At 32.3% G+C, this 12,559-nt stretch carries 14 protein-coding genes; 5 read left to right on the forward strand and 9 right to left on the reverse strand.

Features of this window, described 5'->3' with window-relative positions; translation table 11 throughout:
• Positions 1 to 3: 3 nt before the first annotated feature.
• Positions 4 to 1,116 carry a pyruvate dehydrogenase (acetyl-transferring) E1 component subunit alpha gene (gene pdhA / locus ACJTHF_RS00440; RefSeq protein ID WP_048542229.1) on the reverse strand — a complete coding sequence of 371 codons (1,113 nt, stop codon included), beginning with the start codon at positions 1,114 to 1,116 and terminating at the stop codon, positions 4 to 6.
• Positions 1,117 to 1,280: 164 nt separating this feature from the next.
• A complete protein-coding gene (locus ACJTHF_RS00445; RefSeq protein ID WP_153653279.1) occupies positions 1,281 to 1,913 on the reverse strand; it encodes a YkyA family protein in 633 nt (210 codons plus the stop codon).
• Between the two features lie 121 nt (positions 1,914 to 2,034).
• Between ACJTHF_RS00445 and def the strand changes: the two genes are divergently transcribed.
• Positions 2,035 to 2,589, forward strand: coding sequence for a peptide deformylase (gene def, locus ACJTHF_RS00450; protein ID WP_049319348.1), 555 nt, complete (start codon positions 2,035 to 2,037; stop codon positions 2,587 to 2,589).
• 341 nt (positions 2,590 to 2,930) lie between these two features.
• Here the strand turns inward: def and ACJTHF_RS00455 are convergent, their stop codons facing one another.
• Both ACJTHF_RS00455 and ACJTHF_RS00460 read right to left on the reverse strand, forming a co-directional pair.
• On the reverse strand, positions 2,931 to 3,203 hold the full coding sequence (locus ACJTHF_RS00455) for a hypothetical protein (protein WP_025905179.1): 273 nt from the start codon (positions 3,201 to 3,203) through the stop codon (positions 2,931 to 2,933).
• Positions 3,204 to 3,215: 12 nt separating this feature from the next.
• A complete protein-coding gene (locus ACJTHF_RS00460) occupies positions 3,216 to 3,995 on the reverse strand; it encodes a Cof-type HAD-IIB family hydrolase (RefSeq protein ID WP_058592404.1) in 780 nt (259 codons plus the stop codon).
• Positions 3,996 to 4,231: 236 nt separating this feature from the next.
• Here ACJTHF_RS00460 and ACJTHF_RS00465 point away from each other — a divergent pair, with 236 nt between their 5' ends.
• Positions 4,232 to 4,444 carry a DNA-dependent RNA polymerase subunit epsilon gene (locus ACJTHF_RS00465; RefSeq protein ID WP_048542221.1) on the forward strand — a complete coding sequence of 71 codons (213 nt, stop codon included), beginning with the start codon at positions 4,232 to 4,234 and terminating at the stop codon, positions 4,442 to 4,444.
• The gene (rnjA, locus tag ACJTHF_RS00470; protein ID WP_058592405.1) at positions 4,445 to 6,118 is read left to right on the forward strand and encodes a ribonuclease J1; all 1,674 of its coding nucleotides are present in this window, start codon (positions 4,445 to 4,447) and stop codon (positions 6,116 to 6,118) included.
• 43 nt (positions 6,119 to 6,161) lie between these two features.
• Here the strand turns inward: rnjA and ACJTHF_RS00475 are convergent, their stop codons facing one another.
• From ACJTHF_RS00475 to ACJTHF_RS00485, 3 genes are read right to left on the reverse strand one after another with little or no spacing between them, the layout of a single operon-like run.
• Positions 6,162 to 6,824, reverse strand: a complete 663-nt coding sequence (locus ACJTHF_RS00475) for a potassium channel family protein (protein WP_025905183.1) — start codon at positions 6,822 to 6,824, stop codon at positions 6,162 to 6,164.
• Positions 6,825 to 6,848: 24 nt separating this feature from the next.
• Positions 6,849 to 7,865, reverse strand: a complete 1,017-nt coding sequence (locus ACJTHF_RS00480) for a cytochrome d ubiquinol oxidase subunit II (RefSeq protein WP_048542219.1) — start codon at positions 7,863 to 7,865, stop codon at positions 6,849 to 6,851.
• Positions 7,865 to 9,211, reverse strand: a complete 1,347-nt coding sequence (locus tag ACJTHF_RS00485) for a cytochrome ubiquinol oxidase subunit I (RefSeq protein ID WP_048542217.1) — start codon at positions 9,209 to 9,211, stop codon at positions 7,865 to 7,867. Before ACJTHF_RS00485 ends, ACJTHF_RS00480 begins: the two co-directional genes overlap by 1 nt.
• A gap of 185 nt (positions 9,212 to 9,396) precedes the next feature.
• Here ACJTHF_RS00485 and ACJTHF_RS00490 point away from each other — a divergent pair, with 185 nt between their 5' ends.
• Positions 9,397 to 9,627: a glutaredoxin family protein gene (locus ACJTHF_RS00490; protein WP_048542216.1), complete on the forward strand. Its 231-nt coding sequence runs from the start codon at positions 9,397 to 9,399 to the stop codon at positions 9,625 to 9,627.
• Positions 9,627 to 10,388, forward strand: coding sequence for a metallophosphoesterase (locus tag ACJTHF_RS00495; protein ID WP_058592406.1), 762 nt, complete (start codon positions 9,627 to 9,629; stop codon positions 10,386 to 10,388). Before ACJTHF_RS00490 ends, ACJTHF_RS00495 begins: the two co-directional genes overlap by 1 nt.
• A gap of 79 nt (positions 10,389 to 10,467) precedes the next feature.
• Here the strand turns inward: ACJTHF_RS00495 and ptsP are convergent, their stop codons facing one another.
• Both ptsP and ACJTHF_RS00505 read right to left on the reverse strand, forming a co-directional pair.
• Positions 10,468 to 12,180: a phosphoenolpyruvate--protein phosphotransferase gene (gene ptsP / locus ACJTHF_RS00500; RefSeq protein ID WP_048542211.1), complete on the reverse strand. Its 1,713-nt coding sequence runs from the start codon at positions 12,178 to 12,180 to the stop codon at positions 10,468 to 10,470.
• Entirely contained in the window at positions 12,180 to 12,446 is a 267-nt protein-coding gene (locus tag ACJTHF_RS00505) for a phosphocarrier protein HPr (protein ID WP_016912884.1), read from the reverse strand. Before ACJTHF_RS00505 ends, ptsP begins: the two co-directional genes overlap by 1 nt.
• Positions 12,447 to 12,559: the final 113 nt, after the last annotated feature.

Raw genomic sequence — 12,559 nt, forward strand, 5'->3', positions numbered from 1 at the left:
GACTTATTTCGACTCCTTCTCTTTGTAAATTTCATATTGTTCAGCTAAATTGTGAGGCATTTCTTCATACATGTTTTCCATTAAGTCTGTAACTTTTTGTTTAGGCGTATTATCTGCCTCTTTGATAGCTGTTTTAATTTCTTCTTTAGCTTTTTCCATTACTTCGTTTTCTTTTTCTTCAGACCATAAGTTTTTCGCTTCAAGATATTTTCTGAAACGTACTAATGGATCTTTCTTTTCCCAATCAGAATCTTCATCAGAAGTTCTATAACGAGTTGGATCGTCACCAGCCATTGTATGTGGACCGTAACGGTAAGTTAATGTTTCGATTAATGATGGACCTTCACCATTTACTGCACGTTCACGCGCTTGTTTAGTTACTGCATATACTGCTAATGCATCCATTCCATCTACTAATACACCTGGAATACCAACTGCTACTGATTTTTGAGCTAAAGTTTTAGCAGCCGTTTGTTTGTCACGAGGTGTTGAAATCGCATAGTTGTTATTTTGGATAACGAAAATTGCAGGTGCTTTGTAAGCAGAAGCAAAGTTGATACCTTCATAGAAGTCACCTTGTGAAGAACCGCCATCACCAGTGTAAGTAATTGCAACATTTTTCTTACCACGTTTTTTAAGACCTAATGCTACACCAGCTGTTTGGATAAACTGTGCACCAATAATAATTTGTGGACTTAAAGCATTAACACCTTCTGGAAATTGATTTCCAATAAAGTGTCCACGTGAGAATAAGAAAGCTTTTGTTAATGGTAAACCATGCCAAATTAATTGTGGCACATCACGGTAACCAGGTAATACATAGTCTTCTTTCTCTAACGCATAATGTGAAGCTAATTGTGAAGCTTCTTGTCCAGCTGTTGGTGCATAGAAACCTAGACGTCCTTGTCTATTTAATGAAATAGAACGTTGATCAAGAACACGAGTCCAAACCATTCTTTCCATTAATTCAACAAGTTCTTCGTCAGATAAGTCCGGTAACAAGTCACTATTTACGACATTTCCTTCTTCATCTAAAACTTGAACCATTTCAAACTTAGACTCTATTTCATTTAAAGTCGCTACTGCATCGAATTGGGCTTTTTTTCTCGGAGCCATTCAATTCACCATACCTTTCCCTATATTAAATAATCATTTCTTAATCATTCTAACACAAAACTGTTTTACTGTTAAATAAAAAATACTAACATCTTAAAAACCCCACTAATTAAAGGTTTTTATGTAACTGTACTAAAACATAATATTAGCTGTACTAATACAAATTATTTATCTAAAATAGCTGAAATATCTTTCTTTTCTTGTTGGACTTTTCTTAAAGTATTTTGATAATCTGTTACAACTTTTTCAGTCTTTTTATTAACTTCTGTCAATTTAGAAGAACGATCATTTGCACCTTTTTGCGTAGCATTGTCTTTTGATAAATAACTAAATAAATCTTTTTCCGTTTTTAATACCTCTTTATATGCATCCATCACTTCGTTATGTAACTTATACTTTTCGTCTAATGCATTCTTTAATTCTTTAGCTTCTTTTAATTGTTCTTCATCTTCTATATTTTTATAGTCCTTTTTAGACGTTTCATAAATATCTTTAGACTTCTTCATTGCTGACGTTTCATCTTTTACGATTTCTTCTCTATCTTTAATGCCGTCAGTTAATTCTTGCGCTTTTGTTTTAAAGTCATCATTTTTAGCTTTATTTAATGCTTCGATTTTTTTAACTTTGTCTTTTTCTGCCTTAGTCATTTTCTCATTTAAATCAACAATAACTTTTTCTTCTTTATTTGCTTTTTCAACTTTGTTATAAAAAGATTCAAGTGATTCTTTAGATTGACCACATGCTGTTAAAATTAATGAAGTCGCTAATGTTAATGTCACAAATTTCTTGCCAATCATTCGTAATTCCTCCTTTTAATCCTATCAATATGTTACTCTGTTTTTTTTATTTATACAATTAATAATAGATGTAAAAATGACCAGTTTTTGATAATATTTTATATGAGGAAGGTGCATGTAAATGATAACGATGGAAAATATTATTCGTGACGGCCACGAAACACTTAGAAAGAGAGCCGAAGAAGTAGAATTACCAGTATCGACTGAAGATAAAGAAACATTAAATGAAATGATGGAATTCCTAAAGAATTCTCAAAATGAAGAACTTGCTAAAAAATACAAATTACGTTCTGGCGTAGGCCTTGCCGCTCCACAAATCAATGTTTCTAAAAAAATGTTAGCAGTATATATTCAAGATGACGGAAAAGGAAACCAAATCGAACTTCAACTTATCAATCCTAAAATCGTAAGCCATAGTGTACAAAAAGCATATTTAAATGGTGGCGAAGGATGCTTAAGTGTAGATGAATCAAAACCAGGACTCGTACATCGTAATTATAAAGTAACGATTCAAGCATATGATATAGAAGGAAATCCATTTAAGAAAAGATTCAAAGGATATCCAGCAATCGTATTGCAACATGAAATCGATCATTTAAATGGCATCATGTTCTATGACTATATTAACGAAGAAGATCCATTCAAACCACTCGATGATGCAGTAGAAATTAATTAAATAAGTATGATGACAAAAGAGCGAATACCATTCAGTTGGTATTCGCTCTTTTTAATGTCATTATTCTGAATTGTGGTAATTAGAAACTGCTCACTTACGGACATTTCTCGGAATTCTGTCCCTAACAGCACCTCTTACGGACATTTCTCGGAATTCTGTCCCTAACTGCACCTCTTACGGACACTTCTCAGAATTATGTCCCTAACTGCACCTCTTACGGACACTTCTCAGAATTATGTCCCTAACTTACACACCTGATGATTTCTATTTTATCAATAAAAAACAGTAATCTCAATCTTCCAATTGTAGATTACTGTTCTTCTGTCTCATGATTTTATTCATTACATAAATTCATCTCTTCGTTCGATGAAATGAATGTTTTTTTCTTTTAGTGCTTTTTGAATAGCGGTTAATTCATCCAAACTTAACCATTCTGGATCTTTGTTATGTCGAATGTAATGTGGATCTTGTTTAACGTTATTAATCATTTCATCATAGTTATAGATCATAACAACTTCATTTTTTCGAATATTAAATTCTATTCCTTTAAATTGTTTGTCAGATCTATTTTTTTCTGCATCGATTGTTTTGATGATGCGTTCGACCTTATCCATAAAATTCACATCCTATTCATCTATCAATCCTAATTCTATACATGCATAGTATATACCATTTTCACTTACATGTTTCGTTTCAAAATCACAAACTTCTTTTAGTGCGTCAACGGCATTACCCATTGATACACCACACCCTACTTCAGTAATCATTTCTACATCATTTGGTCCATCACCGAATGCAACTACTTCGCTTAATGGGAATCCTAATTTATCACTGAGTTCTTTTATGCCTTCTGCTTTAGAACGATCATTTGGCACTACATCTCTACTTAGTGGATGCCATCTATAGAATTTCAACGCATTGAATTGATTATCGTACTTGTCATCTTCATCGTCAGCATGGAAAATAAGTGCTTGATAAACTGGGTGATCAAGATAATATGTATTGTGATATTCTGGATAATCCATCTTTAATGTACCAAGACTTTCAGAAATGTCGTTATCACTTTCTACATTTGCATACACTGCTGTTTCGCCGAAGAATACTAGTGGATGATTATTCGCGTGTGCTTTGTCTACTATACTGGTAAGTTCCTCTTTATTTAATGGATATTTACTAATAATTTCTCCATTATATACAACAATTTGTCCGTTTAGCGAAACAAAAGTATCAATACCTGTTTCTCTAATAACTTCTTTAAACATATACGGTGCTCTACCTGTTGCAATTGCGACGATATGGCCAGCTTCTTTTAATTTTTTTATCGCATTAATAGTTGATTCTGGAATTTCTTTGTTTTCATCATAGATTGTACCATCTATATCAAAAAATATTAATTTCTTATTCAACTTTCATCGCCTCCTTGTCTCTATTCTAGTTGATAATCAATATATATGAAAGATTTAGTTAAATATCTTTATTTATCTCTAATTTTCATGTAAAATGAACTTATTAAAAAGGTATTTATATATTTTCATATAATTACTTTTAAAAATGTACGGGAATCAAATTTTGAAATTGACAAACCCTAGACTTAAAAACTAGGGCTTTATTTATGTTAATTAACCTAGGAGGATTTATATAAATGGCAGTATTTAAAGTATTTTTTCAAGAAGACAAAAGTGAAGTAATCGTACGTGAAAGTACACAAACAAAATATTTCGAAGGACAAACTGAAGAACAAGTAAGAAGATATTTATCTGACCGTAATTACAATATCGAATTTGTCCAAAAATTAGAGGGCGCTCATTTAGAATATGAAAAGAAATCTGATCACTTTAATGTGGAGACAATCTAAATGAAGCCTTTACAAAAAAATGAAGTAGGCGTATACGCACTGGGTGGTCTCGGTGAAATTGGTAAAAACACGTACGCCCTCGAATATCAAGATGAAATCATTGTCATTGATGCAGGTATTAAATTCCCTGATGACGATCTTCTTGGTATCGATTACGTGATACCAGATTATACGTACTTAATTCAAAATAAACATAAAGTGAAAGCTTTATTTATCACTCATGGACACGAAGACCATATCGGTGGTGTCCCATTTTTATTAAAACAAATGAATGTTCCGATTTATAGTGGACCACTTGCTTTAGGTCTTATTAGAAATAAATTGGAAGAACATAATTTATTGAAGACTGCTCAATTAAATGAAATTGATGAAGATTCAGTATTTGAATTTAAACATTTCAAGATTTCATTTTATTTAACAACTCATAGTATTCCAGAAGCATACGGGATTATTGCAGATACACCAGAAGGTAAAATTGTTCATACAGGTGACTTTAAATTTGATTTCACACCTGTTGGTAAACCTGCAAATATTGCCAAAATGGCTCAACTTGGTGAAGAAGGCGTATTATGTTTGTTATCAGACTCTACAAATTCCGAAGTTCCTAACTTTACATTAAGTGAAAAGGAAGTTGGACAAAACGTAGATGAGATTTTCCGTAAGTGTTCAGGTAGAATTATTTTTGCAACATTTGCTTCTAATATTTATAGAGTTCAACAAGCTGTTGAAGCAGCCGTTAAATACAATCGTAAAATTGTTGTCTTCGGTCGTTCAATGGAGAACAATATTAAAATTGGTACAGAATTGGGTTATATTAAAGTACCACCTGAAACATTTATTGAACCAAACAAAATTAATACCGTTCCAAAACATGAAATTCTTATTTTATGTACAGGTTCTCAAGGTGAACCAATGGCAGCATTATCAAGAATTGCTAATGGTACACATAGACAAATCAGCATTATTCCAGATGATACAGTTGTATTCAGTTCATCACCTATTCCAGGTAACACGAAGAGTGTAAATAGAACAATCAACGCTTTATACAAAGCTGGTGCTGATGTTATTCACGGTAAATTATCAAACATTCATACTTCAGGTCACGGTTCACAAGATGAACAAAAATTAATGTTACGTTTAATTAAGCCTAAATACTTTATGCCAATTCATGGTGAATATAGAATGCTTAAGAAACATAGTGAAACTGGTGTAAACTGTGGTGTAGATCCAGAAAATATATTCGTATATGAAATTGGTGATGTGCTCGCACTTACTAAAGATTCTGCAAGATATGCTGGCCGTATTCCATCAGGAAATGTATTTGTTGATGGTAGCGGAATTGGAGATATCGGTAATGTCGTAATTAAAGACCGTAAAGTCCTTTCAGAAGAAGGTCTTGTAATAGTTGTTGTAAGTATAGATTTCAAAACGAAACAACTACTCTCAGGTCCAGACATCATCTCTAGAGGATTTGTATATATGAGAGAATCAGGTCATTTAATTTACGATGCACAACGATTAATCAAAAAAGCTGTTATTGAAAAGCTAAACAATAATGATAAAGTAGAATGGCATCACGTTAAATCTACAATTACTGAAGCTTTACAACCTTATTTATACGAAAAAACAGCTCGTAAACCAATGATTTTACCAATTATCATGAAAATTAAATAAAACATAAAAACACCCGTAATTTCTAAAAATTACGGGTGTTTTTTTACTCATTTACAAGTTTCTTCTCAAATCTATTTAAATCATTGTCATGACCTATCACGATTAAAATATCATGAAATTCAATATTTTCATTTGGATCTGGTGCTACGATGATATCTTTACCTCTTTTAACAGCAATGATATTTATACCGTAATTTGCACGTACATCCAATTCTAATATAGAACTACCAGCAAGTCTTTCCCCTGCTTTAATTTCTACAATTGAATACTCATCAGAGAGTTCTAAGTAGTCTAGTACAGATGCGCTAGCAACATTATGTGCGATACGACGACCCATATCTCTTTCTGGATGGACAACAGTATCCGCACCTATTTTATTGAGAATTTTAGCGTGATAATCGTTTTGAGCTTTAGCGGTAACTTTTTTAACACCTAATTCTTTAAGAATTAAGGTTGTTAATGTACTCGCTTGTATATTCTCACCTATTGCAACAATTACATGATCGAAATTACGTATACCTAAACTTTTCATGACCGCTTCATCTGTTGTATCTGCAATCACCGCATGTGTGGCGATATCACTGAACTCATTCACTCTTGCTTCATCTGCATCAATGGCCATTACATCCATATCTAAAGCATTGAGCTCTCTTACAATACTTCCGCCAAATCGGCCTAAACCTATAACTACATACTCCCTACTCATGATATGCCTCCATACTTTATAATCTTATTTTTTACCTTTAACGTAATCAGCATCAAAGATAAATAATCTTAATAATAATATAAGCGATGGCACGAGTAAAAGTAAACCTAAAATAAATACGATTACAAGCATTAATGCCATTTGATCGTTCACAACTGCTTTATCAATATTAATAAACGGATCTAATATATATGGTAATTTACTTACACCATATCCAAAGAACGCTGTACCGAATTGTAATAATATCATAATAAAAGCAACACCATGTGCTTTTTTAAAGTATATTAATCCAACAGCAATGAGAAAGAATATAATACTTAAACCGAATAACCACCAATAACTGCCGACTGCATTATTAAAATGCGTTTCATTATGTTGTCTTAAAGATAAGAAAACGAACTGACAAATGATGATCATTGGAATTGCCCATATAAGGAACCACTGTCTCAATAAATGATATGCTTCAGAATCTTTAGCTTTGTTTGCATAAAATGTTAAAAATCCTGATGAAATATATAACACAGAAATAATTGCTAAAAATACGACTGCCCATGCATATGGACTTAATAATAAATCAACCCATTGTAGGTGAACACCATCACTTGTTTCTTTTATATAGCCACCTTCAGCAATTGTTAAAATTGTTGATAATGATGCTGGAATCAATAAACCTGTTCCACCATATAAGAATAACCACGATAACTTACTATCTTGTCCATAGTTTTCAAATGCATAAAAACTACCACGAATGGTCAGTAGAATTAATGCAATACTCCCAGGTATTAATAATGTTGACCCGAAATAATAAGCAGAATCTGGGAAGAATCCAACTATTCCTACAAAAAAGAATACGAAGAATACGTTTGTTACTTCCCAAACAGGGTTTAAATATCTAGAAATTAAGTTATTGATAATATGATCCTGTTTCGTTAATTTCGCGTGAAATGCGAAGAATCCTGCACCAAAGTCAATCGCACCAATAATAATGTAACCAAACAGAAAGAGCCAAAGCACTGTAATACCTATATGTTGATAATCCATTATACTTCACCCTTTCTGTCTATTATTTTGTTTACATCATCAGTCGCTTTACTGTGACTAAACATTCTAATAAGTACATAACTTGATGAAATACCAAGAACTAAATAAAGTATTGCAAATGCAATGAATACGAGTGCTAGTCCGTCAGCATTTGTTGCAGCTTGTGCAACTTTTAAGTAACCTCTTAATATCCAAGGTTGTCTACCCATCTCGGCTAAGAACCAACCAAATTCAATTGCAAGCATTGCAAGTGGTCCGGTTAATACTGCTAAATATAAGATTGGTTTACTATATTGTGACCATTTTTTCACCCATTTTAATACAATAAATAAAGCTGAAACGACAAAACAATAAACACCAAAGAATACCATCAAATCAAAGAAATAGTGAATGATAAGTGGTGGTGTTTCATCACTCTTAAATTCGTTTAATCCTTTAACTTCAGTATTAAAATTACTATCAGATAAGAAACTTAAAGCGCCAGGTATTTTAATAGCACCTTTTACTTCTTGTTTATCTTCATCTACTACCCCAAATAATACAAGGTCTGCTTTTGATTCACTTTCAAAATGCCATTCCATAGCTGCTAATTTTTCAGGTTGTTCTTGATGTAAGAACTTAGCTGATAAATCTCCTGCTAACATCGCAAGTAAACTCGCAATTAAACCGACTGTCATCGTAAGTTTGAGTGCTTTTTTATGATATTCTTTATCGTCTATAAATTTATTCTTAATTAAACGATATGCTGCTATACTTGCTAAAATAAATGCAGCTGTCATAAACGCAGTCGATACAACGTGAAATGATCTAATACCGAATGATGCATTAAACATCGCTGCAACTGGATCAATATTCATCAATTTTCCATTGATAAAATCGAATCCATTTGGCGTATTCATGAAAGAATTCACAGATGTTATAAAGAACGCTGAAAATGTACCACCAATAATGACTGGTAACGTAATTAAAAAGTGCGTCCATTTACCTTTGAATCTATCCCACGTATATAAATAAATACTTAAGAAAATAGCCTCAAAGAAAAAGGCGAATGTTTCCATAAATAATGGTAGTGCAATAACTTGACCACCTAATTGCATAAATGATGGCCACAATAATGATAATTGTAGACCAATAATTGTTCCCGTAACTACTCCGACCGCTACAGTAATCGTATAACCTTTAGACCAACGTTTTGCCATCGCAATATACATAGGATTATTGTTCTTAATACCTATGAATTCAGCAATTGCAAACATTAATGGGATACCCACACCAATTGTTGCAAAAATGATATGGAACCCCAATGTCATAGCAGTTAGTAAACGACTTATAACTACTGCATCCATAATATTCCTCCATTCAACGTTTGTGATATACATCACAATTTAATCTTATTATACAACACTTTAATCATTTGTGAAATGTTTAACATTTACAAAGTAATGACAAATTAATGGCAAAATAGGACTTAATCGTTGAACGCTTTAGAAAATCATTTATAATATGTCTATATAAAGTTGAGGTGAAAGCTATGAGTGAAGTTACAATTTATACACAAGACCAATGTCCCCCTTGCCAATTTGTAAAACAATATTTTACTGAAAAAGAAATTCCATTTACAGAAAAAAATATAAAAAACAAACAGTTTAAAAATGAACTTATCGATCTAGACAGTTTTTCAACACCTACTGTTCTCATTAATGGAAAAGTTTTTTATCAAGTTGATATAGAATCTTTTAATAAAGCATTGGGCATTCATTAATGAAGATTCAATTTCCAAGCTCTAAAATTAAAATCACCAAACATTCTATTGATACAAACCTAAAATCAAATCTGAAACTTATTCATATAACAGATTTGCATTTAGGTTATTATTCTAATTTAGAAAATTTATATCAACTTGTACGTCTTATCAATGAGCAAGAAGCAGATATTGTTTGTTTCACAGGTGATTGTTTTGATGATATTGCTCAAATTTCTTTTGACCCTTATCTAGTTATACCTTTATTTCGTACAGTTCAATCAAAATATGGAAAGTTTTTTGTTCCAGGCAACCATGATTACGGTTCAAACGGCATTCATACAGTATTAGATATCATGAATAAATCCGGTTTTGAAGTCTTGTTAAACAGTTCTTACGTCGTAAACACACCTGACGGTAATATTCAGATTAATGGCATTGACGATTTATGTTTTGGTCTGCCTAATTTTAGCAGTTCATTCCAATTACCAAATTGTCATATAAACTTTCGAATCGGACTCGTACATGAACCAGATAAAGTTAAATTATTAGATCCAAACATCCATTTAGTACTTTCTGGACATACTCATGGTGGTCAAGTTCGACTTCCTAAGATTGGCGCTATTTATACACCAACTTATGGAAAAGTATATAAACAAGGTTTGTATCAAATTAGAACTAGACAATTTCTTTACGTTAATCAAGGTATAGGCATGACAAGACTTCCTATTAGAATTTTTTGCTCACCTGAAATTGCGATATTCACCTTGAAATCTCATTAATGTCTGAAAGAAAGCATAACATATAAAAACAGAGCGATTATCACTTAAAGTTAAGAGATAATCGCTCTGTTTTTATATTTTAAAGAATTTGATTAACGAGTTCTACAACTTCTTCTTCTGTTGCACAGTTAATTGCTTTGTTCGCTAATTCTTGCATTTCTTTTTGATCTAATTGTTTGATTTGTTTTCTAGCTTTTAGAATACTTGTCGCACTCATAGAGAATTCATCTAAACCTAATCCAAGTAATAATGGAATTGCTGTATTGTCTCCAGCCATTTCTCCACACATACCAGTCCATTTACCTTCTTTATGAGAAGCTTCAATTACTTGCTTAACTAAGCGAAGAATTGCAGGGTTATATGGTTGGTATAAGTAAGAAACACGCTCAGACATACGGTCAGCAGCCATTGTATATTGGATTAAATCATTCGTACCAATACTGAAGAAATCAACTTCTTTAGCGAAGATGTCTGCAAGTGCTGCAGTAGATGGAATTTCTACCATAATACCGATTTCGATATCATCCGCAACGTTAACACCTTCAGAAACTAATTTTTCTTTTTCCTCAAGTAAGATTGCTTTAGCATCTCTAAATTCTTTAATAGTTGCAATCATAGGGAACATGATATTTAACTTACCAAATTCAGATGCACGTAATAAAGCTCTTAATTGTGTTCTAAAAATTTCAGTTTGATCTAAACATAAACGAATCGCTCTATATCCTAAGAATGGGTTCATTTCTTTAGGTAAGTTTAGATAAGATAATTCTTTATCTCCACCTATGTCTAAAGTACGAACGACAACACGTTTGCCGTCCATTTCTTTTAAAACTTTGCTATATGCTTCAAATTGTTCTTCTTCTGAAGGCATATTATCTCTACCCATGTATAAGAATTCAGTACGGTATAAACCGATACCTTCTGCGCCGTTATTTTTAACACCTTCTAAGTCATTAGGTGTACCAATATTCGCAGCTAATTCAACATGAACACCATCTTTAGAAACAGATTCATCATTAACAAGTTTAGCTAATTCTTCTTTTTCAGCTAAGAAGTTTTTCTGTTTTTGTTCGTATGCTTGAACTTCGTCATCTGTTGGGTTAATGATTACATCACCAGATAAACCATCAATGATTAAACTATCACCATGGTTTACGCGATCTGTAATATCTTTAGTACCTACAACAGCAGGAATTTCCAATGAACGACTCATTATTGCTGAGTGTGAAGTTCTTCCACCGATATTTGTCGCAAAACCTTTAACAAACTCTTTGTTAAGTTGCGCAGTATCAGATGGTGTTAAATCTTCACCCACAATAATAACGCTTTCATTGATCATACTAGGGTTTGGTAATTCTACACCTAAAATATGTGCCAAAATACGTTTAGAAACATCGCGAATATCCGCTGCACGTTCTTTCATATATTCATTATCCATATTTTCAAAAATTGTAATGAAGTTTGTTGATACTTCATTTAATGCAGTAGGTGCATTTACTTTGTTATTGCGAATATTTTCTTCAATTGGATTTAATAATTCTGGATCTTCTAATACTAATAAATGGGCATCAAAAATCGCAGCTTTATCTGCACCAAGTTGTTTTTCAGCATTATTACGAATTTGAGTTAATTCAACTTTTGATTGATTAACAGCCGCTTTAAACTTTTCAACTTCGCCGTCTACATCGCTGATATTTTCGCTTGAAAACGATAAGTCAGGTTCAACTAATAAATATGCTTTACTAATAGCCACACCATCAGATGCAGCTATACCTTTTAATATTTCAGACATTATTTAGTTAATCCTTCTTTAGATAATACTTCAGTAATTGCTTCGATAGCTTCTTTCTCATCACTACCCTCAGCGTAGATAGTAATTTCAGCATCTTTACCAACACCTAGGCTCATTACACCCATGATTGATTTTAAGTTAACTTTTTTAGCGTTATATTCTAATTGTACATCTGAATCAAATTTAGATGCAGTTTGAACTAACATTGTTGCTGGTCTAGCATGAATACCCGTTTCGTCAATAATTACGTATGAATTTTGTTCCATTTTTATTGTCTCCTTCTGATACCTATATTAAATTTGTATAAAATCAAATTTTATCTATACGATTAAAGAATATCAAAAAACCACTTACAATTCAATCATATTACATAAGTATG

It is taken from the genome of Mammaliicoccus sp. RAM2 (assembly GCF_045897195.1).
GTDB lineage: Bacteria > Bacillota > Bacilli > Staphylococcales > Staphylococcaceae > Mammaliicoccus > Mammaliicoccus sciuri.

Coding starts and splice junctions, on each gene's coding strand:
- def (WP_049319348.1), top strand. CDS start 2,035: ATGATAACGATGGAAAATATTATTCGTGACGGCCACGAAACACTTAGA.
- ACJTHF_RS00485 (WP_048542217.1), bottom strand. CDS start 9,211: ATGGATGCAGTAGTTATAAGTCGTTTACTAACTGCTATGACATTGGGG.
- ACJTHF_RS00455 (WP_025905179.1), bottom strand. CDS start 3,203: ATGGATAAGGTCGAACGCATCATCAAAACAATCGATGCAGAAAAAAAT.
- ACJTHF_RS00445 (WP_153653279.1), bottom strand. CDS start 1,913: ATGATTGGCAAGAAATTTGTGACATTAACATTAGCGACTTCATTAATT.
- ptsP (WP_048542211.1), bottom strand. CDS start 12,180: ATGTCTGAAATATTAAAAGGTATAGCTGCATCTGATGGTGTGGCTATT.
- ACJTHF_RS00475 (WP_025905183.1), bottom strand. CDS start 6,824: ATGAGTAGGGAGTATGTAGTTATAGGTTTAGGCCGATTTGGCGGAAGT.
- ACJTHF_RS00490 (WP_048542216.1), top strand. CDS start 9,397: ATGAGTGAAGTTACAATTTATACACAAGACCAATGTCCCCCTTGCCAA.
- ACJTHF_RS00465 (WP_048542221.1), top strand. CDS start 4,232: ATGGCAGTATTTAAAGTATTTTTTCAAGAAGACAAAAGTGAAGTAATC.
- ACJTHF_RS00495 (WP_058592406.1), top strand. CDS start 9,627: ATGAAGATTCAATTTCCAAGCTCTAAAATTAAAATCACCAAACATTCT.
- ACJTHF_RS00480 (WP_048542219.1), bottom strand. CDS start 7,865: ATGGATTATCAACATATAGGTATTACAGTGCTTTGGCTCTTTCTGTTT.
- rnjA (WP_058592405.1), top strand. CDS start 4,445: ATGAAGCCTTTACAAAAAAATGAAGTAGGCGTATACGCACTGGGTGGT.
- pdhA (WP_048542229.1), bottom strand. CDS start 1,116: ATGGCTCCGAGAAAAAAAGCCCAATTCGATGCAGTAGCGACTTTAAAT.
- ACJTHF_RS00505 (WP_016912884.1), bottom strand. CDS start 12,446: ATGGAACAAAATTCATACGTAATTATTGACGAAACGGGTATTCATGCT.